Genomic DNA, 22407 nt, shown 5'->3' on the forward strand with positions numbered 1-22407 from the left:
TTCTCTTATCTTAAAAAATGCTTAAAACGATCTACTTCATCGTCATGACCAATTACAATTAATATATCTCCCGCCTGAATGTTTTCTGTAGCTCGAGGAGATACGATAACTTCTTTCCCACGTTTAATTGCTACAATGTTCAAACCAAACTTCGCACGAATATCTAATTCAATTAAAGAGTGCCCATCAATTTTTTTATTTGCGATAATCTCTACAATACTATGCTCATCTGAAAGCTCTAGGTAATCTAACACATTACTTGATGCGATATTATTAGCAATCCTTTTTCCCATATCTCGTTCTGGATGCACAATATGATCTGCCCCTATTTTACTTAACACTTTTTCATGATAGTCATTTTGAGCTTTCACAGTAATATTTTTCACACCTAATTCTTTCAAAATTAACGTTGTTAAAATACTTGAATTCAAATTATCTCCAATAGCAACGACTACATGATCAAAATTACGAATACCAAGACTTTTTAATACCATCTCATCTGTTGAATCTGCAATTACAGCATGCGAAGCTATATTTGCAAACTCATTAATTTTATCCTCATCTGAATCAATTGCCATTACTTCCATACCTAATTGAGCTAATTCACGGCAAATACTTCCACCAAAACGGCCAAGCCCAATAACAGCAAATTCTTTCTCTTTTTCGCCCACAGGAATTCCTCCAATAACATCAAGTACTATGTACTTTTATTGTAACATACTTTAGATTTGCTACAAAAACCCGTATATAATTCTTATTTTTGTTTTTGCATATAAAAATACTGTTGTAAATAAAACGCGATACCGAAAATTAACATACCAAATACAAATATATTTCCAAATGAACTAAATGTTTCAAAAACGAACAATAGCGTTTCTTGTCCGAAAAAAGCAAATAAAAGTTGTGTAAATGCGAATAACAGTGCCAATATGTAATGATGTTGATGGAATAAATAATGTGTTGCGCCTAAAAAAGCTATAAGCGAAACAATAAAAATCCACCAAGTTTCTAAAAACAGTTGCCAATTAGTAAATTGATATCCATTTACTAATATCGCAATAATTCCTATAACTGCCATCGTCGGTACACTCCATAATAATGCACGCCCTCTAAAGAAGCGCGCACCTTTTGCATCTCCTTTTTCATTTGCAATGTATGTTAGCACGACAGTACTTATATACAAAACAGAGAGGATTGTTAAAACAATGATAAGCCAAAAATGTAATTGATAATATTCATGTTCTATATTCGTCACGATTGCAGCTAACATACATGGAATAAACATCCCTGTCCAACCATCTATTTTTCTTTCGTTCCAAAACACCGTATTACCAATCCGAATTCCTAATAGCATAAAAATAATGATACCTAGTACAAATAATGTAGTCTTATTCCCTACTAAACTCGTTGAGAAAGCAATTAATCCAATAAATAAAAAAAGAACAAATCCATTCATAATTTCTAGTACAGGTGACAAATATCTTTTCACCCATTTGTATGTTTCTTCATATTCACTATTATTTGCTAAACGATAGGCGTAAAAACTTATCCCAAAATAAACCGCCGCAATAATAACATATGCATATAAGACGAAACATAAAATCGCACTGCTAATTTGCACGTAATTCCCCACCCTTTTTTCTATGTATCACATTGATTTTACACACTTTTCATACTAAAAGTAAACATATATAGGGTAGTTAAATAATTATCTTCCCTATTAGCAATAATTAATAATGAGCAGTGGCTAAAAACCCCCTGCTCATTATTAATACGTCAAATTTAACTTTACTCATTTGTATGAAGATGTCTAACACTAACAAATACGAAAGATGTTTTCGTCTCTGAACTAAGAAGTCCTCACTCTAAACTGTTGCACAATTAGCGAGTAAATTCACTTTCTATTTCCCTTCCACTTCACATATTGATTTAAAAATACAATTGCTTTCTCAATAACCTCTTCGTCTGGTTTTAATTTCGCATGATGTAAACCATATTCTGAATTTACTCCAAGCCAAAACATAAATCCAGGTATCTCTCGAAGCATATAACCAAAGTCTTCACCTGTCATTGCCTCCGTACATGTAATTACGTCCATATTCGTTTGTTCACGTGTAAATTGCATAAACTCTCTCGTTAACTCTTCATGGTTATACACTTGATGATACATCGCTCCGTAGTCAATAACAGCTTCACATTGAAAAGAAGCTTCTATTCCCGCAACAATTGCCTCAACTCGGCTTTTAACACGTTTCATTGATTCCACTGATAGCGTTCGAATTGTTCCTTCTAAACGAGACTTTTCTGCGATAATGTTTTGAACTGTACCACCTGTAATCTTCCCAATTGTAATTACCGCACTGTCAAGAGGGTTCACATTACGACTAATAACTGATTGAAGTTGTGTAACGAGATGACTCGCTGCAACAATCATATCATTTGCTGTATGCGGATATGCAGCATGTCCACCTTTTCCTTTTAAATCAACGTATAACTCTGATGTATTCGCAAATAATAAACCTTCTTTTGTAGCAATTGTTCCCACAGAGTACTCAGGCGCAATATGAAGTCCAAGAATCATATTAGGCTTCCATTCTTTTAACTCATCGCTTTCTAACATAGGAAGTGCACCACCTGGACCTTCTTCAGCTGGTTGGAATATAAACACAAGATCATCATCTATTCTTTCGCTTACAGCCGCTGTTAGAAGTCCTAAACCGATTGTTGTATGCAAATCATGCCCACATGCATGCATCATTCCTTCATGGACAGAAGAGAATTCATATCCCGTTTCCTCTGTAATTGGTAGACCGTCTATATCTGCACGATAACCTATTATTTTTTCTGGATTTTTTCCATTTACTTTAACAATTACACCTGTTTTCCATGTTTTCACTTCCAAATATTCATTAGGAAGCGTTCCTATATAATCTAAAATATACTGTTGTGTTTTCCACTCTTTAAATCCGATTTCCGGAATTTTATGTAACTCTCTACGAACTTGAACAAATTTGCTTACTGTCATTTTTGCACCTCTATCTATAAAAAGCGTAAGAGCACATTCGTGCTCTTACGCTTTTTATTTTTTATTTCTCTGGGTTTAATTGACGAAGCTCTTGTTTAATTTCAGTTTTTGCTTTTGTCTTCTCATCAATTTCTTTAATTACACGTGCCGGAGTTCCCGCAACAACTGTATATGGAGGCACATCTTCTGTTACAACAGCTCCTGCTGCTACAACTGCACCTTTACCTACTGTAACGCCTTCTAGAACAACTACATTTGCACCAATTACAACATCATCTTCAACGATAACTGGTTTTGCAGAAGGTGGCTCAATAACACCTGCAAGTACAGCACCTGCACCTACGTGACAGTTCTTACCAACTGTTGCACGTCCACCAAGCACTGCGTTCATGTCGATCATAGTACCTTCACCAATTACAGCACCGATGTTAATTGTTGCATTCATCATGATAACAGCGTTGTCACCAATTTCTACATGGTCACGAATAATCGCGCCTGGCTCAATACGAGCTTTAATACCTTTTAAATCAAGCATTGGAATTGCAGAATTACGACGGTCGTTCTCAACTACATAGTCAACAATGTGCGTGTTATTTTCATCAAGAATTGTCTTAATTTCAGACCATTCTCCGAATAATACACCAGATTTTTTATTTACAAATGCTTGTACTGTTTCAGGGAATGTTACTTCTTTTAAATCCCCTTTTATGTATACCTTTACAGGAGTTTTCTTTTCACTGTTTTGAATAAACGAAATAATTTCGTTAGCGTCCATCATTTTCATTCTTGTTGCCTCCTAAATCCATTTATAATGTTACTCTACCAAACGATAGAGCGAGTAGCAAGACAATAATCTTATTTTTCCATTTGAATTTCTTCTATAATCTCTAAAAATGCTTGCACTTGCTTCAACTGCCTTGCCGAGTCACTCGTCAATAACCATGTTTCTCTCGTTAATTGAACAGGTGTTTTATACATATTTCCCTGCACTTCTTTTAAAACAGTAGAAGGTAAAAGAGCATAACCTATTCCATTTAAAACAAGCTGTTTGCACGTTTCAATTTGGTCAACTACAATCGTTCGCTTAGGTGGATTTGAAAATAATCCATACCACCAATTTTGTATTTGTCCATAGTAGGTCGAATCACTTTTAAATTGAATAAATGGTCTATTTGTCTCTTTTAACATCGAAATATCTTTTATTTCTTTATCAACTAAATATAATTCATCTTCAAATAATTGTTGCTTCTGACCTTTATATTCTTGTGTTCCTCTTAATATGGCGACATGAACGTCTCCTTCATAAAATTGCTTTTGCACTTCACTACTCCAGCCAGTAAACAGAGATATCTTCACAGAAGGATACTTATGCACAAATTTTTTCAAAACAGGCGGAAGCCAATATTGCCCAATGACTGATGCAACAGCTATTTTTAACGTACCGTATGTTTCCGTTCTAAAAAGAGCCAGTTCACTTTTAATATCCTCTTCCCGTTGTAATATTTCTTTTGCATAATTTGCAACTTTTTCCCCTTCAGGTGTAATTGTTAATCCTTTTTGTGAACGAATAAAAAATTTCATTCCCCATTGTTTCTCCATAGATTGTAATCGTTGACTAAGCGCAGGTTGGGAAACAAATAAACGTTCCGCCGCTTTTCTCATATTTGATTCCTGAGCTAACACAACCATCATTTGAAAATCATCAATTTGCAACTTTTTCCCTCTTTCCTTAGCTTCCATACACCTAATTTTAATAAGCATTTCATCCTTAATTTAATTGAATACTTTTATACATTAGAACGGTTTGTTAGTTCAAACTTTTCTTATGTTTCATGTCTTTTTAAATATAATACATACACAACTGATATGCACGAAAAAAAGTGACTTCGCCTTTTCTGTGAAGTCACTTTCCCTACGTTATCGATTATGCTGTCTCACTTTTTTATTCAACAATTTTAAAATAGCCCGACGTGTTAAAATACCCTCGAAGTAACCTTCTTCATTGACAGCGCAAATAAAAGGATGATCAATTGTCATTTCCAAAGCTTTTGCAAAAGAATCTTCTAACATAAGAACTGGAATCTCTTCCTTCATCACTTGTTCCACTTTCATATTCTCAAGTCTTTCAAACTCAATGCGCTCTAATCCTAAAATACCATCTAAAATCATAGCAGTACTAATTAACCCATGTAATTTATACATAGGGTCTAAAACAGGAATCGCCGAATATCCAGATTTCACAAGAACGAGTAAAGCATGTTCTAAACCATTCCCTATTTGGACATGTGCTACTTTTTCTGATGAAATCATTAAATCCTTCACAAGAATTTGTTGAAACTCATCTTTCGGAATACTAATCATGTTACATCCCCCATTTCCCCTGCTTATATTCTCCAATCCTATCCACATTTTATGATGGCGTTTTCATATTATTATTTTGTCCTAACATTCTTCTAATAAAAATAAAGATACACAGCTATTTTAGCATACAACATAAAAAAAAGACTACCATTCCGGTAGCGCTTAATACCCTTTATTTTTTAATCGGTAAAACAATCTTGTGATTTTTTTATATTGCGTCACATCTGTCTGTTTTAAACCATTCTCAATGTCTGTAAGCTCCACCGCTAAAATTTCGCTCGCGTAATTTTGCTGAAACAGAATATCCAACAATAAATTTTCTTCTTCTCTTGTTAAAACAAATTCCTTTTCCATATGCTCCTCTCCTTGCACTCGCATCATATAAAATTTTCAGCTTATTTGATAGATGTAATATTCAGTTTTTGTTAAAAATACTTAACGACTGCGAATATATAGACATCATTTCACATTATTTCGTATATCTGTTCGCATAACTAAATGCCGCATAAGCATCTGGTTTAATTTTTGCTGTTAATCCCATTGCTTGAATTTTCATCGTCATATCTAAAATAAATTCTTTTGTTAAACCATCATTCCCGATATCTAAATGAATTTCCATTATGAATCCTGCTCCATCTTGAGCGTATGGGTGCAATAAATCCCATATTGCTTGTATATGATTGGGAGTAAATAGATAGGCGATTTCTTGACTAAACTGTGTTTCTAAATATATTTTCTCTCGCAACGTTGCTGGCTTATTTTTCACTGATTTATGATGCAAACATCCCCATGCTCCTTTTCCAACCCGATGAATATGTATCGCTGTAATAAACCTCGTATCCTTTTGATGCGCTTGTGAGTCTGTCCCAATAGATAATCGATATAAATTTCGTGGATCCTTTTCAATGAAACTACAAATACGGTTAAATACCATATCAAAATTCAAATGTCTCTCTGAAACATTATAAAATGTATACTCACCGTCCACATAGTCACGTCCTTTCAATTAGACAGACTTTTCGTATTCTCATTGTATGGGACAAAAACAAAAATTATAACTTACTACCCTTTATTCGTTTCAATATTTCGAATTACATAATTACAAAACTTACATGTATAAATTACATTTTGATTAGACTGGGCGGTTAATACATGATTAATTTCAGCATGACTGTGACAATTAGGACAAATAACAATCGGTAAGCGTTCCATCCTTTGCACCTCCTATTAATATTTACTATCATTGTAGGAAAAATGAAAAATTCCTATACATATACATTTGTAAAAACTCTTTTATTTAATCGCGACTTAAATTACAACTTCTACTACCTATATAGCCCATTAATTAATATAACTAAAAAAGGTACCGCCATTTGGCAGTACCTTTTTTATATGTATCAAGAAATGATATCGTAAATCTCAATTGCAACCATATCGATGTTATCGAATTGATACACTTGAGGTTTTTCACCTTGTTGATACACTTCTAACTCATACATTTCACTTTTATCGAAAAATTTCACGCTACATTTGCGCTCACCGTTCACTTCAAAATAGCGTTGTGCTACTTCACCGCTTTCAGCTTGTTCTTGTAGACTAACAAGTCGAGTTAAAATTCCTTGGAGTAGAGACATGAAATCTCTCCTTTCTCTGATCTTCCTACCAATAGGTTTTACAGCTATACTCATTCTATCCGTCATAACAGAAAAAACGTTCCACAATCTAGGATAAAGGTTCTTGGCCAGAAACTCAACTAAAATTTGTCGAAATACGAAGTAAAAAGATGAAAGAGCATCTTTTTACTTCTTTATTGCGCTTTTTATACTAGCAGAATATAATAAAAAACAGAAAAAGGGAGGAATTACAATGAAAAAAATTGAGGTTTATACACAACCCGATTGTCCACCTTGTACCATTGTAAAAGAATTTTTGAAACATAATAACGTTGTATATGAAGAATTTGACATAAAAAAAGACGCTGCTGCACGCAATCGTCTTTTATATGACTATGAATCCTATTCAACTCCAACAGTTGTAATTGACGGAGAAGTTGTCGCAGGTTTTCAAATTGAAAAATTACAACAGCTACTCGGTATAGAATAGGAATAGGGGACACCTATTCCTATTCTCATAATTGTTGTAACCTTTTTATTTCAGTCAATAGTTCCTGACTTTCATGATACCCTGCTAATTTCCATTTTCCATTATCCTTTTGCAATGTCACAATTTGATATTGTCCACTCTTTGCCCGCTCGTAGACATATAAATTTTTATGTTCTTCATCATAAGACATTTTTGTTTCTGAATTAAAAGAAAACGGGGCTTCTTTTGCTGGAAGTAAATATTCACCACTTTGTTTTTCATTTCTACTGTTTTCATCTGTAAAAACTTGAAGGAAATTATTTGTAAAATATGGTGATAACGTCTCTATCATCTTATTCATAGATATTTGCTTCCCGCGAATTGAAAATTGCGTCTCATAACCTTTTTGTATCGTTGTAAACACTTCTTTCCGATCCACTTTCACTTCTTCTTTTCCTAAAACAGTTGTGACACTATAGCTAACTAGAAAGGCAACACATATAAATAGAACAAACCATATTCCATATTTCTTCATTTTTTCACCTTCCTTTTAAAAGAGCTTGTCTTTGTAGTATTCATTGTAACAATGATTATGCAAAGAAAGGGATGATTTCGTTCGTAAAATCTTTACAACGATAGACAGCATTTTCATCATCATTTTCACTATTACCAATTTATGATAAAAACAAACAAAAAAAATGCACGAATCTCTTCGTGCATTAAAATAAAACATCTTCTTCATATAAATATTCGTACGATAAATCTATAAATAAAAAGTTTTCATCATCAATCGGGAATGAAAATGTTCGTACCATTTCACCAGTTTCGATATCAGCATATAAATCTGAAAGTCTTGCCTTATTCTCAAAACGCATTTTCATTATATTTTCTAGAAAATACGGGCGCCAGCTCCAGTTCTTCATATAATACTCTGGCATAATGATCCATTCACCATCTTTTTTCATAATATTACCAGATTGTTGAAAACCATCTTCATTACAAATAAATATCCGAAAACTATATTGTGATATGCTTTGGCTAAATTGTAATAACCAATCATTTATATCTTCATTCTTTTTTTGTTTTGACAGAACATCACCAATTCGATCACGTAACATCTCTGTTAAATTATAAATTTTTTGCAACTTCTTCTTCTCATGCAGAATAAATTGATGACATTCATTACCAAGTCGCTCTTTTAAAACATTCGTTTCAATAAAATCAGGTAAACATTCTTTCAAATAATTACCTTGATAATATCTACCACCGTTTTTCCAAGCATATTGTAGTTGATAAAAAGCATCAATTTCTTCATATAACAATGTCGCACCAATTCTTCTAGCAAGTAAAGATAAGGAATATAAAATATCTTGATAAGATTGTAAAAGTGCAGTTTGCCTTAAATTTGTTAAATCTACTTTTAAAATATCCGGTGCTAACACGCTAATACGCTCTAAATTACTTGTACCCGTTCCGACTTTATTAATCGAAATTTGAATACCATATGTACGATAATACATAAGTAAATGATTAAATTGTTCTATATCTTCTTTACATTCATGTTCTGTTATTTCCAGAACAATGCGTTGTAAGTTCAAACCTTGTTCTTCATACATCAGCAAAAGTTGAAGTAAACTTTCATCTTCATCATTCATTAATACATTAGCATTCCGATGTATAAATAATAATAATTTTTGATCCGTTTCTAAATACCTATTTAACGCTTTTTCTACAATGATGTTATCCGCTTCAAGTTGGAACTCACTCGGAATAGAATCATCATGGAAGAAAGATGCTAAACTTTGTATGCCCTCTTCTGTTTGAATACGTCCTACAACTTCATATCCAATTACTGTATGCTCATCAGCACTAAAAATAGCTTGATAATAAGGAAGGACTTTATCCAAGTTACTCATTACATCTAATGCATCTATCAACGTGCTTCCCTCCCTTTACTTTTCAAAAATTATAACACGATATTTACGGAAAAATAATAAAAAATCCCTTCAGTTTTCCTGAAGGGATTAGAGGGGTAAAATGCTAAGGGGAATTAGCAATTCTACTATGAAGAAAAAAGAGGTCTTAAATATAACGTATATATTCCCCTTTGTAAACACATTTCTATCACATGTCACAGCTTCGTCACATTTAACCAAAGAAAAATTAATAAATCATTCATTTTTCATCCCTTTTAAAATGGATATTGGTGCAAATGCTGGCCACCATCCATTGTCATACAAGTTCCATTTATGTATGCAGCTTCATCTGAACATAAATAATAAGCTAGACCCGCAATTTCTTCTGGTGTCCCTAGCCTACCAAGTGGGACACTTTGTATTGTACGCTTAGCCATTTCTTCTGAAATCCATAATTTATCGGCACCACCTGTACGTTCAATTGGTCCTGGTGCGATAGCGTTAACTCGTATCCCATATTTACGTCCCCACTCAACAGCAAGAGTTTTCGTCATCGCTAATACACCAGCTTTCGCTGCAGCTGAATGGATAACCCCTGGGCCTGCATCCCATGCATACGTTGCTACCATATTAATGATATTTCCTTTTATACCTTTCTCAATCCAATATTTCCCTACAGCGTGGCTACAATAAAACGTCCCATTTAATACAATATTAATGACCGAATTCCAGCCATTCACAGATAAATCCTCTGCTGGACAAATAAAATTTCCAGCTGCATTATTTATTAAAATATCAATTCGTCCAAACTTCTCATCAATATGTTCAATCATTCTCTGAATATCATCAGTATTTCGCACATCCATTTGCACAGGTAATACTTGCCCTGGAAACTGCTCGATCTCTAGCTTTGTTTCTTCTAGCTTTTCTTTAGTACGCCCTGTAATGACAACACGTGCCCCTTCTTTTGCAAAACGAGTCGCCATTCCTTTTCCCATTCCACTCGATCCACCTGTTATAATAACTACCTTTTCTTTCAAATACATCCCCTCCTAAAAATGAATACACGTTCATTTTATCATTTTATTTGATAGAAATCTTTATATTTTTAAACTTTTCTGATATTTTAGTGTGAAGAAATTTTTTTCTCATATTTTTCGTAATCTATACTACTTTTTTATACTCTAAAATATATTTTTAAAAATATACTGAAAGGAGATTCGAGTAACCTGTATATAGGACAAATATATTTGATATAGGTCTAATAGGTGTACTCACATTTCTATGAAGCAAATGACAAGAAGAAATTTTTTAAAGACTGGAATACGCACTTGTCTCTATACACTTATAACCACTAGCATCGGCTACTATTATGCGAAATATATAGAGCCACATTGTCTCTCTGTTGTGCAACACACACTCAAATCACCACTCATACCAAAAAGTTTTCATGGTATGAAAATCATTCAATTTAGCGACTTACATCTAGGTTACTATTTTTCTCTTCAACACTTATCTCAAATTGTTTTCAAAATCAATGCCGAAAAACCAGATATTGTCCTTTTTACTGGTGACCTCATTGATAATTACCAAACATATACTGAGACCCCTTTTGTCGCATCCATTTTACGAAATATAGAAGCGCCTTTCGGGAAATTCTCCATTTATGGAAACCATGACCATGGTGGATATGGAACTGAATACTACGATCACATCATGCTTGAATCTGGATTTCAACTTTTAAAAAATAAAGAAAAACGAATTCGTTTACTAGATAATAGCGAAATTTCCATTTTTGGAATCGATGATATATTACTCGGCAAACCAAAAATAGAGGAAACGTTACGACGTGCACAGCAAAATATTTATACAATTGTCCTTGTTCACGAACCAGATATCGCACCACAAATTGCTAAATACCCAATCAATCTCCAGCTTTCTGGTCATAGCCACGGCGGACAAGTACAACTTCCTTTTTTAGGTGCCATTATTACCCCAGCTCTTGCAAAACACTACATTGAGGGGTTCTATACTATTCGAGATTTGACTCTCTATGTCAATCGAGGTCTTGGAAGAACACGCGTCCCATTCCGCTTTATGGCTAAACCTGAAATTACGCTTTTTACCCTACAAAATTCGTAACATGTATTTGCCTATTTTCGTACATATCCTTTCTTGTACGCGCTCATCCACACTTGGTCCACCATATGATAAAAGTGAGTCCAATAAAGGAGGTTTGTTCATGTATCCATATTATCAACCAATCCCAGTTCGTTCAGTACCTATTGGCCCAGTAGGCGACTCACGCTTCTTTCCATTTTTCGGCGTTCCATTTCTAGCTGGAATTGCTGGAGGATTGCTCGGTGGAGCATTAGCTTTCGGTCCTAGACCCTTCTATCCACCTTATCCACCACCAGCACCTTATCCTTGTTACGGAGGACCTTGTCAACAACCATTCTATTACTAATTAAAACAACGATTCTTCCAATATTATTCTCGCAATTAACCGAATCATCACACGCCTATGATAAAAACTATTCTCTCTATTCATTCTTCCATTTGCGGAACATATGATTTAGAGAAAAATGTAAAAACCTCTTAATTTCAATAAGAGGTTTTTACTATATTTCCATTATTCAGCGTCTGTATTTTGATACGCCATCTTAAATAAATTCAATTGGCTATCAATTTCTTGTGTACTACTATTAATTATATAATAATAGTCACCATCTTTATTTTGTTCACGTGTTTTCACATTATCAGCTAAAATAAGCTGTAAAATTGAATTTATTCTCGCTTTCATTTCAATATCTAAAATTGGGAAGGATATTTCTACTCGTTTTTCCATATTTCGCGTCATCAAATCAGCTGAAGATAAGTATATTTTCTCATCTCCATTATGATGGAAATAATAAATCCGACTATGTTCTAAATATCTTCCCACAACACTAACTACACGAATATTTTCACTTACATTTGGAATCCCAGGTCTTAAACAACATGTCCCTCTAACGATGAGCTCTACCCTTACCCCAGCTTGCGATGCTTCATACATTTTTTTTATTAACGGTTTATCTGTTAACGAATTCATCTTAGCGATAATATATCCATTTCCATATTGTCTATGGTAACGGATTTCCTCATCTATTAAATCCATAAATTGCTCTCTTATATCAAATGGTGCAACAGATAAATGATGAAAATGCGGTTTCGTTGTATAGCCACTCAAATAATTAAAGAAATTTGTTGCATCTATACCAAAGTCTTTTCGCGATGTAATATATCCAAAATCGGTATATAACTTCGCTGTTGCATCATTATAATTTCCGGTTCCAAGATGTACAAACCTTTCAATTTTTCCGTTTCTTCTTCTTACAACTAACGTAATTTTACTATGCGTTTTCAAGTGACTTACTCCGTAAATAACGTGACATCCGGCCTGTTCCAATTCTTTAGCCCAATGAACATTATTCTCTTCATCAAACCTCGCCTTTAACTCAACCAATACCGTCACTTGTTTTCCTTTTTCAGCTGCTACCTTCAACGCCTGAATTATTGGAGAATCCCCACTTACACGATATAACGTTTGTTTGATCGCAAGTACATTCGAGTCATCTGCCGCATCACGAACAAAATCAACAACTGGCTGAAATGACTCAAAGGGATGGTGTAATAAAATATCATGTTCTATCGCTTTTTCAAATACATCTTCCTCATCTCCTAAATCTTGAGGAGGCTGAGGAATAAGCGCCGGATATACAAGGTGCTCATATAAAGGTGCTAATTTTTTATATAAAGAGAATAAACATGTTAAATCTAACGGTCCATCCATCATGTACACATCTTCATCTTTTACTTCCAACACCTCATACAATAAAGCCAATACTCTTTCATCGATGTGTTCTTTACCAATTTCTAAACGAACGGCAGCACCCCACTTACGCTTTTTCAATTCTTTTTCAATTACTTTTAATAAATCGCGTGCACCTTCTTCATGAATTGTTAAATCTGCATTACGTGTAATACGGAAACGAGTAACAGATGATACTTTATATCCTGTGAATAATTTATGGGTAAAGCCACTAATTACATCTTCTAATAAAATAAATTTATGCCTTTGTCCTTCACTCGGTAAAAATATGAAACGCTCTAGTAAAGAAGGTACTTGTACAATTCCTAACTTCGTACGATTTTCTTCCTCAGCTTGCTTCTCATCATATAAAATAGTAGCTAAGTTCAAACTTTTATTTAATAACATCGGAAATGGACGATACGCATCGATTGCTACAGGAGTTAAAACTGGAAAAATTTTTTCATCGAAATACTCTTCGATAAACTCCCGCTGCTCTTTCGTCAAATCATGGAATGTTAAACGCTCAATCCCCTCTAGCTCAAGTGCTGGCAATACATAATTATTAAACGTCTCATATTGTACAGTCATTAGCTCATGGGATTTTATCGCAATATTATTTAACTGCTTTTTGGGTGTTAAACCGGCTTTATTTTCTGGTTGGTTAAATCCGGCACTTACTTGATCTTTCAAACCTGCTACGCGCACCATGAAAAATTCATCTAAATTTGAACTAAAAATACTAATAAACTTTAGTCTTTCTAAAAGTGGATTATTTTCATCTTGTGCTTCTTGTAGTACACGTTCGTTAAACGCTAGCCAGCTTAATTCACGATTATTATAATAAGCTGTATCATTTAAATTTACTAAATTCCCCTTTAGCAATTCCATTCTCTTCACACTTCCCCTTGAAACTTTTTTAATATAATTTAGTTGCTTTTATTTTATCAAATTACAATATTCCAAAGTGTTAATTTTCCGTAAAGACATCCGTACCACTTATTGTTTTAATTCAAATACTAAGTTAATATTCGTTTTTAATACTCTTTCTAGTTGTTTTTTTTGTTTTTCCGCTTGGACTTTTTCAGCTAATGCCGATTGTTCACATAAAATTTTAAACGTTAAGCCTTCTTTGCTTTCCGTAATATATATCGTTTCAATAAGCGATCTTTGTCTCACATTTAAAGCGGCTGAAAATTGTAAAACAGCCCCTAATAACCGAATGTTCTTTTGTTCATTTTTATCAAACCAACCTTCAAATGGGGACGAATGTTGCTTAAATAACATTTTTGATTTATAAGAAGCGATAAGTGCCAATCTAATTCGATCTTTATGCATCATACCATCAATTGTTTTATTTGCTAGTAAATAAAATGTATGTAATCGGCTTGCTTCTTCATCTATATATTTCCCAATATTAAATACTTTTGCTGCTTGATGGAATATTTCCCAGTCTTTTTCTGGCATAGAAATGAGTCCAGCTCCTTCAAGTTGTTTGCAAATTAATGTTCCTTGTTTAATAAGTTGAATAACAAATTCCATATCCATTTCGTATTCATGTGCTAACAAATGTAAATTTTCTTCTATTACGTTCGGATAGTATGAAATCCCCAAATCTTTCGTTAATTCTTCATAGAAAACACCTTCTCTTAATCCTTTTTTACTCAACACAAATGCTGGTGCCCCTATCACGTTCACAAGCATATGAAATACTTCGACTGCTGGAATAATTGTATCTGCTCGATCTTTTGCTAACCCTTCCAATTTTTGCAGTTCTATGAACGACAATTCTTTTAATTCATCTTTTACATTTTTAATATCTTCTTCTTTCATTTTGTATAAATGTAATCCAGCTATAGGATAACAAATTAAATTTTGATGGATTTTCACCATGTTCCTCGCACTACCTCCAATTGCGATAAGAGGCAATTTTTTATCGATTAACCATGGTAATGTTCGAAATTGATACCATAAATACCTTTTAATCTCATCTAACTCCTCTATAGTAGGAATATCACCTTGAATAAATTGTTGCTTTAAAGAAAGTGCTCCAAAAGGAAAGCTATGGTATTCTAAAATTTCTCTATTTCGGAAATATGTAACTTCTGTACTCCCCCCACCAATATCAACTGTAATTCCTTCTGAAAACGAGGTAGAATTCATAACTGCTAAATAACCGTAACGCGCTTCTTCATATTCTGATAAGACTCTAAGAGTAAAATCTGTTTGCCCTTCAACAAGTTTTTTAATTTCATCTTGATTCTCAGCCTGTCTAATTGTTGCCGTTGCAACACAAAGTACATGATGTAACTTATGGAATCGTGTACTTTCTTGAAATTGAAATAATGTTTGTAATAATACTTCTATTCCTTCTTCACTTAATACACCATTTACTAAATAATTTCTTAACCTAGCGACCACTTTCGTATTTTCAATCTCTTTATAAAAACCCCCGCTTTGTTTTTCATAAATAACTAAACGCATTGTATTAGAACCAATGTCTATAATGGCATATTGTAGTTTTAATATTTCTTTCAAACTTCTCACTCTTTCATTATCAAATTTCTGAAACATATTCTATCACTATTATACAAAATAGTTGTTTTTTATAACAATATTGCTTTAATATTGAAAATATATACAATTACTTTTTGCATATAATAAAAACCCATTTTATTTATGCTATAATAAGGAAAACTTGAAAGGAGATTCAATATGAAACCTTCACAACCACAATCTCAATTACATAATCAACATTCTATTAATAGACTAGCTCAATCTATTTTCGTTGTGAATCGTCATGCTAAAGCTGCAACTAATCCTAAGTACTTATATTGGTTAAAAAAGACTGCTTTAGAACGCTTAATTACTGAAAAAAAGGCTATCAAAGAAGGATTACATTTTTCTAGAAATCCACGTTTTAGTCAACAACAATCCGATGTTCTTATACGTTTAGGTGATTATTTTTTCCATATCCCTCCTACGAAAGATGATTTTCGCACCCTACCACATCTTGGTCACCTTGAATCCTCCTATCGAAATCCGAAAACAACCTTATCTTTAACAATAGCAAAAAAAACACTTCAAGATTATATTGGTCCTGAAGCATTAAAACAAGAAAAAAAATTAAGCGAACCAGTTCCATGGTATAGCCGTACCTATACAAAAAAATAAAACAGTTTGGCCCATATTAGGCCAAACTGTTTTATTTTTTATCTTCCTTAATTTTAATATTCGCTTGTTTATAGAATTCAACTTTTTCTGCATTATATGATTTCGTATATTCATTAAACTTATCTTTTTCTGTCTCAATATCTTTATATGCTTGGTTTACTAACTTTACTTTCTCGCTAATATCTTTTAATTTTGTACCTTTATCTTGTAGCATTGTATATAATTCTTTTTCTTGCTTTAAAGATTTATTATAGCTATCGTACATCTTTTGGAATGAATCATGTCGTTTCTCATAAGTACTCTTTACTTTATCCGCCTGGTCTTTTAATTTATTATCTTCAATTTTCTTCACATGCTTATCAGCTGACTTCACTTCTTCTTGCGCTTTATTTAACGCCTCTTTTTCTTTAATAAGAACTTTTTCTCGTTCAGCTGTATTTTTCACCGCTTGATCAAGCTTATCCTTAACAGCCTGATTATTATCTTTTCCTTCTTGGACAATTTGATTATATAATACTTGCCCCTCTTTCTCTAATGACTCTAATTTTTTCGCATCTTCAAACATTGTTTTTTCTTGCTTGGCAGCATTTTCAAATGCAACATATAGCTCCTCTTCTGGTTTTGGGCCGAAACAACCAGCTAGTAAAGTCATTGATAATGCAGTTACAATTGCTAATTTATTATATTTCAACATCTTTTCCTCCTATTAATAAACGACCATCGTGCCAAAAATTCCATGAAAAACATGTAACTTCTTTATCTATTTCACGCTCGCATCTTTTTTACGAAGATCATCAATAATTATTTATACTGCTTGTACAATTTTCGCACTTGAAATTATGTAATGTCTTAAAACATAAAGGTATTTACCTTAATCTTACCTACTGCAAGAAACACTATAATGTTTCACCTGATAAAAGATGATCATTGACCTTTCACGTCTATCATTCCCTTTCTCACTTTCTATCAAATAACCTCTTTGTCCATTTTACATAGTGCAAAGGTGACCTCGCAACTCTTACAAAGATTCTTTTAATTTCTTAAAAAGGAAAAGTGTAGAGCATGTTTTCCTCTACACTTTTAAACTGAAAACATTGTGCAAAATGCATTGACACATCCACACACAATTATATGCTGATTTCATATATTTTTAAAGACTTTTGTTACAAAAAAAAGTTTTCTTGTAACAAAAGACAAAAAAATGTTACAAAAAATTCTTTATATCATACTTCTTCAAATCAAAGTTTCATTCATGACTTTTCAAGTTTCTATAATTATACAATTGATTTTGTGCCTTTCTAAACAACTCTTCAAAAGTTTTCCCTTCTATCGGATAACTTGCAGCCCCAAATAATAGTGTGACACTTAATAAATCATTCGCTATTTCATTTTGAATATTTTTGATTAATCGATTTGTTATTGTTGACTTTTCATAGCCATTATCAACAGCTACGATAACATATTTATTTTCATCCCACCTCGTAACTACATCGCCTTTTCGAACTGTCTTTACAATTGTACCTTCTACTCTTTGGACTAGATCATCTAACTTTTTTTCTTGCACTGTGTCTTTTAATACATCCCATTCTTTTACGGAAAGAATATACACTGTAATATTACGAGAATCTCTTTCTGATAAAGCAGCTACTTTCCCAAAAAAATCAACGACAAAATCGTTATTCTTCATTCCTCCTACTTCAATATTTACACGCGTATTCGCTCTTTTATCGTACCAATGTCCAAAATAATAGCTTAGTATCATTTGCAATATATAAATAATAAAGACGGTAAAAAATGATCGCGAATCTAGCTTAGCAATTACATCCTGAAGTGCAATCCATTCTGTAACCGCAACTGTGTTCCCAAGTAATAATCCACTAATTTTCCCTTTATGTTTCATACTCTCCCCCTTTTTATACCAATATATGTTTCTATAACAATAATGTTTTTCTACAAAATAAAAAATGTACATATTTAATGTACACTTCTACTTAAGCTTGTATACCTTTTCTATTCTATTTCATATATATACTATATATCGTTTTCAGGAAGGAGTGACCTATATGCCTCAAAAAGAAAATCTATCAGATATTATGCGCTTACTAGCTGGCTTTTTGTTATCATTAAAATTACTATTTAACTCTTTCGGAATAAACTTCATTACAAACGATCAAATTGACGCTATAGTAAATGTTATTTCATTTCTATTCATTCTATATTTTGGATACAAAAATAACTATGTTGGAAAAAAGGGAGTGGAACAAAAGAAATTACTCAAGAAGCACAATCTTCATTAAAGAAGGAACCTTTCGCACAGGTTCCTTCTTATCATTTTCTGACAACCACTTCATTTGTTTGTAGCGGTCCATATGATACTCCTTTATATTGAAATGTATATGTAGCCTGAAATAATGAATTGGGAGGGGCTTTATCTTTATTTGCTTTTATTTGACAAATTAATTCTACCTTTTCACTCGGCGATAAATTATCGATTCGCCACCTTACAAGCTGAAATAAAAACTCACTTATTCCCTTATCTGCTTTTAAAGAGTTTGGGATATATGCGAAATAATCACGAATCATATGACTTACAACTACTCGCGAAATCATTTCAACGCCTTTATTTTCAACTTCAAGTCGAATAATTAGTATGTCATTAACATCATAGATCATCTCATATAAAAATTTTTCTTTATACATACTACGGATTTGCAATGTGACTGCTACATTGGATGCTTCCGTAGCCTTTTTAGAACCATCAATCCACAAAACCGGCTGTAACGGTATAGAATACCTTCCTTGATCCGAAATTCGTTTCCATATTTTCATAATATATTCACCTCATTCCAGATGTATCATCTATACAACTGTATTCTGCCTCTCGATGCAATAAACTACACTTAGAAAAAATATTGAGCTTGTTACAAACCATCTTAAATTTTTCTTTTCCTTTTATCCTATTCGACAATATAAAGAAAAAACCATTTTTAATAGGTTGACACAGGTTATTCTTTATTAAATATTTTTTTACAATTTCCTTCCTTGATTACATAAAAAATAAATTCTTACTCTCTCTTTTGGTTAATATAATAAAATACTTTGGCGTAAGAAAACATTTACCTTTTAGTCAAATTTGACTATAATATATTCTATGATTTCCAATCTTTATATCATGTAGGATTAATTTTTGTAAATAAAGAGGGAACGAAACAAACTGTACACAAAGGTTTTTATGCACTACATCTAAAAACTTAAGTTAGTTTAATTTTTATTAAAGGAGGGCTACTCTTGGAAGCACAACTATCAAAAAACGACTCAAGTAAAACAAAATTTGTTGTTGCCGGTTTACTACTTGGTATTCTAATGGCAGCAATGGATAACACAATCGTCGCAACTGCGATGGCAACGATTGTCGGAGACTTAGGAGGGTTCGACAAGTTCGTTTGGGTCACATCTGCCTACATGGTAGCAACAATGGCCGGAATGCCTATTTTCGGTAAGCTGTCTGATATGTACGGACGGAAACGCTTTTATATTGGCGGATTAATTCTCTTCTTATTTGGTTCTGCACTTTGCGGGACAGCATCAAGTATTGAACAACTAAGTATTTATAGAGCCATTCAAGGAATTGGTGGCGGCGCTCTTATGCCTATCGCATTTACAATTATGTATGATATATTCCCGCCTGAAAAACGCGGAAAAATGACCGGACTATTTGGTGCTGTTTTCGGAACATCTAGTGTTTTTGGACCTTTATTAGGTGCTTACATTACAGATTATATAAGTTGGCACTGGGTCTTCTATATTAATATTCCATTAGGACTTATTTCCTTCTTCTTCATTACTAAATACTATAACGAGTCTCTAGAATATCGAAAACAAAAAATTGACTGGGCTGGTGCCATTACACTTGTCATTAGTATCATTTGCTTAATGTTTGCCCTAGAACTTGGCGGTAAGGAATATGCATGGGACTCTAATGTGATTATTGGTTTATTTTCAACTGTTATTATTATGCTTATTATTTTCTTCTTCGTAGAAAGAAACGCAACCGAGCCTATTATTTCTTTCCATTTATTCAAAAAACCTTTATTTGCAGCTAGCCAAGGTGTTGCCTTTTTCTATGGCGCAGCTTTTATCATCTGTACAGTTTATATTCCAATCTTCGTTCAAGGTGTTCTCGGTGGTTCCGCCTCAAATGCTGGATTAATTTTGACACCTATGATGGTAGGATCTGTAATTGGAAGTCAAACTGGTGGACAATTAGCTTCACGAACAAGTTATCGTAACATCATGATAGTATCTGGAGTTTTCTTCGTTCTTGGTATTTATTTACTAAGTACTTTAACTATGGAAACACCTCGTACACTCGTAACAATGTTTATGGTGCTTGCTGGACTTGGAGTTGGATTCTCCTTCTCAGTTTTAAGTATGGCATCTATCCACAAACTAGAAATGAGAGATCGCGGTTCTGCTACATCCACGAACTCATTCTTCCGTTCACTTGGAATGACCCTTGGCGTCACGATTTTCGGTACGATTCAAAATCATGTTTTCACTGATAAATTAAAAGCAGTCTTCCCTCCTGAACTAGAAAAAATGGCTCCTAAAGGTGGAGACACAAGCTTTTTATTATCACCAAATGCTACTGAAAAGCTACCTCCTGAAGTACTGAGCGGAATTAAAGAGGCTCTTGCAACATCTATTGCGAATACATTTTTCTGGGCACTTATCCCAGCTACGCTAAGTATAATTTGTATTTTACTTATGGGAAATGAACGTCTTTTAACAGGACCAAAAACAAAGCAAAAACAAAAACAAGTAAGCTAATATAGAAAAACGAAACGGTATATCCCTTTATGAAAGAGGATATACCGTTTATAATATATATAAAGTTTCTATATACAGGAGTTGAGACAGCATGAGCATGAAGTTAGTCATTCTCGGCTTGTTACTCGAAGGAGATAAACATCCATATGAAGTGCAGCACATAATGAAAGAAAGACAAATGGATTGTTATATTAAATATGCCAAGGGATCGCTATACTACGCCTTCGAGCAATTAGAAAAACAAGGTGCGATTAGCGTTACCAATATTGTCCGAGATACGAATAGACCAGATAAAACAATCTTCCATATAACAGAGGAAGGAAAAGCCCTTTTCCACACCTTATTATTAAAACAATTTGAAGCGAAAAATCAAATATATAAACCTATTTATTCAGCGCTCTCTTTCGCTCACTTTAGCGACGAACAAGCACTAGTTCCTATTTTGGAAAAAAAGAGAGATGATACAATGCTATATTTACATACAATGCAAACGATATACGATCATAATAAACAACTAGTTCCTCGTGCTCAACTATATATTCTGCAAAGCGTCATTGAGCATATTAATGTTGAATTACGTTGGCTAAACACACTCTTACAAGATGCAACTGCAGGTCGTCTTTCAGAAATAGGTGTAGATAATGATTAAGTTTTTCTAAAAGAGGTGCCTCCTCTTTTAGAAAAACTTAACACTATAATTATTCTTCGCAACTCAAAACACCCTCATTTTAATAATAAATAACCGTTAAAAACTCTTTATTTTCTGAATAAAAATAAATAAAAAAACTTTGGAATTTTCTTATTTTAAAACAGTGGACAAAATTCCGAAAATTGTGTTAGAATTTATTTCAATATCATATCGCTTGTTAAATTCCTTTCAAAAGGAAAATAGGTACACGAATATTTCACTTCGTGTTTAAAAGGGAAGTTTGGTGAAACTCCAACACGGTCCCGCCACTGTAAATGCTGAGATTTCTTTTTTGTGCCACTGTGAAAACGGGAAGGTGGAAGAAATTATATGAAGTATAAGTCAGGAGACCTGCCTATTTTAACAACACTGATAGACTCACGGATGATGATGAGGTGTTAAGAACAAAAAGGAAGGCTTATTTTTCTATGCCTTTATGCTTTTTGTTATAGGTATTTCCGAGTAAACGGAAATGCTTACT

The 22407-nt window shown here is 33.3% G+C and carries 25 protein-coding genes and 1 riboswitch; of the genes, 7 read left to right on the plus strand and 18 right to left on the minus strand.

The window, feature by feature from the left end:
• Window positions 1-5 precede the first annotated feature (5 nt).
• The 10 genes from MR071_RS08505 to MR071_RS08550 form a co-directional block, all read right to left on the minus strand.
• Window positions 6-671 (minus strand): potassium channel family protein, encoded by a 666-nt coding sequence (locus tag MR071_RS08505; RefSeq protein ID WP_000504032.1) that lies wholly within the window; start codon window positions 669-671, stop codon window positions 6-8.
• A gap of 83 nt (window positions 672-754) precedes the next feature.
• Window positions 755-1621: a cytochrome C oxidase assembly protein gene (locus MR071_RS08510; RefSeq protein ID WP_070144675.1), complete on the minus strand. Its 867-nt coding sequence runs from the start codon at window positions 1619-1621 to the stop codon at window positions 755-757.
• A 273-nt stretch (window positions 1622-1894) separates the two neighbouring features.
• The gene (locus MR071_RS08515) at window positions 1895-3025 is read right to left on the minus strand and encodes an N-acetyldiaminopimelate deacetylase (RefSeq protein WP_242235693.1); all 1131 of its coding nucleotides are present in this window, start codon (window positions 3023-3025) and stop codon (window positions 1895-1897) included.
• 61 nt (window positions 3026-3086) lie between these two features.
• Window positions 3087-3809: a 2,3,4,5-tetrahydropyridine-2,6-dicarboxylate N-acetyltransferase gene (gene dapD / locus MR071_RS08520; protein WP_105584700.1), complete on the minus strand. Its 723-nt coding sequence runs from the start codon at window positions 3807-3809 to the stop codon at window positions 3087-3089.
• Window positions 3810-3880: 71 nt separating this feature from the next.
• Window positions 3881-4765 (minus strand): LysR family transcriptional regulator, encoded by an 885-nt coding sequence (locus tag MR071_RS08525; RefSeq protein ID WP_242235695.1) that lies wholly within the window; start codon window positions 4763-4765, stop codon window positions 3881-3883.
• A gap of 177 nt (window positions 4766-4942) precedes the next feature.
• Window positions 4943-5386: a cyclic-di-AMP-binding protein CbpB gene (gene cbpB, locus MR071_RS08530; RefSeq protein WP_098779339.1), complete on the minus strand. Its 444-nt coding sequence runs from the start codon at window positions 5384-5386 to the stop codon at window positions 4943-4945.
• A 162-nt stretch (window positions 5387-5548) separates the two neighbouring features.
• Window positions 5549-5740, minus strand: a complete 192-nt coding sequence (gene abbA / locus MR071_RS08535) for an antirepressor AbbA (protein WP_002145987.1) — start codon at window positions 5738-5740, stop codon at window positions 5549-5551.
• Between the two features lie 115 nt (window positions 5741-5855).
• Window positions 5856-6374: a ribonuclease H-like YkuK family protein gene (locus MR071_RS08540; protein ID WP_002088343.1), complete on the minus strand. Its 519-nt coding sequence runs from the start codon at window positions 6372-6374 to the stop codon at window positions 5856-5858.
• Between the two features lie 74 nt (window positions 6375-6448).
• The gene (locus tag MR071_RS08545) at window positions 6449-6598 is read right to left on the minus strand and encodes a hypothetical protein (protein WP_002160670.1); all 150 of its coding nucleotides are present in this window, start codon (window positions 6596-6598) and stop codon (window positions 6449-6451) included.
• Window positions 6599-6783: 185 nt separating this feature from the next.
• The gene (locus tag MR071_RS08550; protein ID WP_000055151.1) at window positions 6784-7020 is read right to left on the minus strand and encodes a YkuJ family protein; all 237 of its coding nucleotides are present in this window, start codon (window positions 7018-7020) and stop codon (window positions 6784-6786) included.
• Between the two features lie 232 nt (window positions 7021-7252).
• Here MR071_RS08550 and MR071_RS08555 point away from each other — a divergent pair, with 232 nt between their 5' ends.
• Window positions 7253-7489, plus strand: a complete 237-nt coding sequence (locus MR071_RS08555; protein ID WP_105584698.1) for a glutaredoxin family protein — start codon at window positions 7253-7255, stop codon at window positions 7487-7489.
• A 25-nt stretch (window positions 7490-7514) separates the two neighbouring features.
• Here MR071_RS08555 and MR071_RS08560 read toward each other — a convergent pair whose 3' ends face one another.
• The 3 genes from MR071_RS08560 to fadH form a co-directional block, all read right to left on the minus strand.
• Window positions 7515-8003, minus strand: coding sequence for a DUF3993 domain-containing protein (locus MR071_RS08560; RefSeq protein ID WP_105584697.1), 489 nt, complete (start codon window positions 8001-8003; stop codon window positions 7515-7517).
• A 184-nt stretch (window positions 8004-8187) separates the two neighbouring features.
• Entirely contained in the window at window positions 8188-9405 is a 1218-nt protein-coding gene (locus MR071_RS08565; protein ID WP_002111513.1) for an EAL domain-containing protein, read from the minus strand.
• Between the two features lie 254 nt (window positions 9406-9659).
• Window positions 9660-10424 (minus strand): 2,4-dienoyl-CoA reductase, encoded by a 765-nt coding sequence (gene fadH / locus MR071_RS08570; protein WP_105584696.1) that lies wholly within the window; start codon window positions 10422-10424, stop codon window positions 9660-9662.
• 244 nt (window positions 10425-10668) lie between these two features.
• Between fadH and MR071_RS08575 the strand changes: the two genes are divergently transcribed.
• Together MR071_RS08575 and MR071_RS08580 are read left to right on the plus strand one after the other, a co-directional pair.
• Entirely contained in the window at window positions 10669-11526 is an 858-nt protein-coding gene (locus MR071_RS08575) for a metallophosphoesterase (protein WP_105584695.1), read from the plus strand.
• A gap of 100 nt (window positions 11527-11626) precedes the next feature.
• Window positions 11627-11851, plus strand: a complete 225-nt coding sequence (locus MR071_RS08580; protein ID WP_142395763.1) for a hypothetical protein — start codon at window positions 11627-11629, stop codon at window positions 11849-11851.
• A 165-nt stretch (window positions 11852-12016) separates the two neighbouring features.
• Here MR071_RS08580 and MR071_RS08585 read toward each other — a convergent pair whose 3' ends face one another.
• The gene (locus MR071_RS08585) at window positions 12017-14125 is read right to left on the minus strand and encodes a polyphosphate kinase (protein ID WP_105584693.1); all 2109 of its coding nucleotides are present in this window, start codon (window positions 14123-14125) and stop codon (window positions 12017-12019) included.
• Window positions 14126-14233: 108 nt separating this feature from the next.
• Window positions 14234-15808 (minus strand): Ppx/GppA family phosphatase, encoded by a 1575-nt coding sequence (locus tag MR071_RS08590; RefSeq protein ID WP_105584692.1) that lies wholly within the window; start codon window positions 15806-15808, stop codon window positions 14234-14236.
• Window positions 15809-15949: 141 nt separating this feature from the next.
• Between MR071_RS08590 and MR071_RS08595 the strand changes: the two genes are divergently transcribed.
• Complete coding sequence (locus MR071_RS08595; protein WP_000804854.1) at window positions 15950-16408, plus strand: YkyB family protein; 459 nt, start codon at window positions 15950-15952, stop codon at window positions 16406-16408.
• A gap of 31 nt (window positions 16409-16439) precedes the next feature.
• On the opposite strand, the gene MR071_RS08600 is transcribed toward MR071_RS08595, so the two are convergent.
• Both MR071_RS08600 and MR071_RS08605 read right to left on the minus strand, forming a co-directional pair.
• The gene (locus tag MR071_RS08600) at window positions 16440-17102 is read right to left on the minus strand and encodes a YkyA family protein (protein ID WP_105584691.1); all 663 of its coding nucleotides are present in this window, start codon (window positions 17100-17102) and stop codon (window positions 16440-16442) included.
• 552 nt (window positions 17103-17654) lie between these two features.
• Complete coding sequence (locus MR071_RS08605; protein WP_242235697.1) at window positions 17655-18308, minus strand: diguanylate cyclase domain-containing protein; 654 nt, start codon at window positions 18306-18308, stop codon at window positions 17655-17657.
• A gap of 163 nt (window positions 18309-18471) precedes the next feature.
• Between MR071_RS08605 and MR071_RS08610 the strand changes: the two genes are divergently transcribed.
• Window positions 18472-18705, plus strand: coding sequence for an SPP1 phage holin family protein (locus MR071_RS08610; RefSeq protein WP_105584689.1), 234 nt, complete (start codon window positions 18472-18474; stop codon window positions 18703-18705).
• A gap of 31 nt (window positions 18706-18736) precedes the next feature.
• On the opposite strand, the gene MR071_RS08615 is transcribed toward MR071_RS08610, so the two are convergent.
• A complete protein-coding gene (locus MR071_RS08615) occupies window positions 18737-19237 on the minus strand; it encodes a hypothetical protein (RefSeq protein ID WP_105584688.1) in 501 nt (166 codons plus the stop codon).
• Between the two features lie 459 nt (window positions 19238-19696).
• On the opposite strand from MR071_RS08615, the gene MR071_RS08620 reads away from it, so the two are divergent.
• Window positions 19697-21238, plus strand: a complete 1542-nt coding sequence (locus MR071_RS08620; RefSeq protein WP_105584687.1) for an MDR family MFS transporter — start codon at window positions 19697-19699, stop codon at window positions 21236-21238.
• A gap of 91 nt (window positions 21239-21329) precedes the next feature.
• A complete protein-coding gene (locus tag MR071_RS08625) occupies window positions 21330-21887 on the plus strand; it encodes a PadR family transcriptional regulator (RefSeq protein ID WP_142395762.1) in 558 nt (185 codons plus the stop codon).
• Window positions 21888-22111: 224 nt separating this feature from the next.
• Window positions 22112-22299: riboswitch (cobalamin riboswitch) on the plus strand.
• Window positions 22300-22407: the final 108 nt, after the last annotated feature.

It is taken from the genome of Bacillus cereus group sp. BfR-BA-01316, from assembly GCF_022664195.1.
Lineage (GTDB): Bacteria > Bacillota > Bacilli > Bacillales > Bacillaceae_G > Bacillus_A.

What these genes read in the sequence shown, in the direction of transcription:
- MR071_RS08515 (WP_242235693.1), bottom strand. Translation starts at nt 3,025, where the DNA reads ATGACAGTAAGCAAATTTGTTCAAGTTCGTAGAGAGTTACATAAAATT.
- dapD (WP_105584700.1), bottom strand. Translation starts at nt 3,809, where the DNA reads ATGAAAATGATGGACGCTAACGAAATTATTTCGTTTATTCAAAACAGT.
- MR071_RS08525 (WP_242235695.1), bottom strand. Translation starts at nt 4,765, where the DNA reads ATGGAAGCTAAGGAAAGAGGGAAAAAGTTGCAAATTGATGATTTTCAA.
- cbpB (WP_098779339.1), bottom strand. Translation starts at nt 5,386, where the DNA reads ATGATTAGTATTCCGAAAGATGAGTTTCAACAAATTCTTGTGAAGGAT.
- abbA (WP_002145987.1), bottom strand. Translation starts at nt 5,740, where the DNA reads ATGGAAAAGGAATTTGTTTTAACAAGAGAAGAAGAAAATTTATTGTTG.
- MR071_RS08545 (WP_002160670.1), bottom strand. Translation starts at nt 6,598, where the DNA reads ATGGAACGCTTACCGATTGTTATTTGTCCTAATTGTCACAGTCATGCT.
- MR071_RS08550 (WP_000055151.1), bottom strand. Translation starts at nt 7,020, where the DNA reads ATGTCTCTACTCCAAGGAATTTTAACTCGACTTGTTAGTCTACAAGAA.
- MR071_RS08555 (WP_105584698.1), top strand. Translation starts at nt 7,253, where the DNA reads ATGAAAAAAATTGAGGTTTATACACAACCCGATTGTCCACCTTGTACC.
- MR071_RS08560 (WP_105584697.1), bottom strand. Translation starts at nt 8,003, where the DNA reads ATGAAGAAATATGGAATATGGTTTGTTCTATTTATATGTGTTGCCTTT.
- MR071_RS08575 (WP_105584695.1), top strand. Translation starts at nt 10,669, where the DNA reads ATGAAGCAAATGACAAGAAGAAATTTTTTAAAGACTGGAATACGCACT.
- MR071_RS08580 (WP_142395763.1), top strand. Translation starts at nt 11,627, where the DNA reads ATGTATCCATATTATCAACCAATCCCAGTTCGTTCAGTACCTATTGGC.
- MR071_RS08585 (WP_105584693.1), bottom strand. Translation starts at nt 14,125, where the DNA reads ATGGAATTGCTAAAGGGGAATTTAGTAAATTTAAATGATACAGCTTAT.
- MR071_RS08590 (WP_105584692.1), bottom strand. Translation starts at nt 15,808, where the DNA reads ATGTTTCAGAAATTTGATAATGAAAGAGTGAGAAGTTTGAAAGAAATA.
- MR071_RS08595 (WP_000804854.1), top strand. Translation starts at nt 15,950, where the DNA reads ATGAAACCTTCACAACCACAATCTCAATTACATAATCAACATTCTATT.
- MR071_RS08600 (WP_105584691.1), bottom strand. Translation starts at nt 17,102, where the DNA reads ATGTTGAAATATAATAAATTAGCAATTGTAACTGCATTATCAATGACT.
- MR071_RS08605 (WP_242235697.1), bottom strand. Translation starts at nt 18,308, where the DNA reads ATGAAACATAAAGGGAAAATTAGTGGATTATTACTTGGGAACACAGTT.
- MR071_RS08610 (WP_105584689.1), top strand. Translation starts at nt 18,472, where the DNA reads ATGCCTCAAAAAGAAAATCTATCAGATATTATGCGCTTACTAGCTGGC.
- MR071_RS08615 (WP_105584688.1), bottom strand. Translation starts at nt 19,237, where the DNA reads ATGAAAATATGGAAACGAATTTCGGATCAAGGAAGGTATTCTATACCG.
- MR071_RS08625 (WP_142395762.1), top strand. Translation starts at nt 21,330, where the DNA reads ATGAGCATGAAGTTAGTCATTCTCGGCTTGTTACTCGAAGGAGATAAA.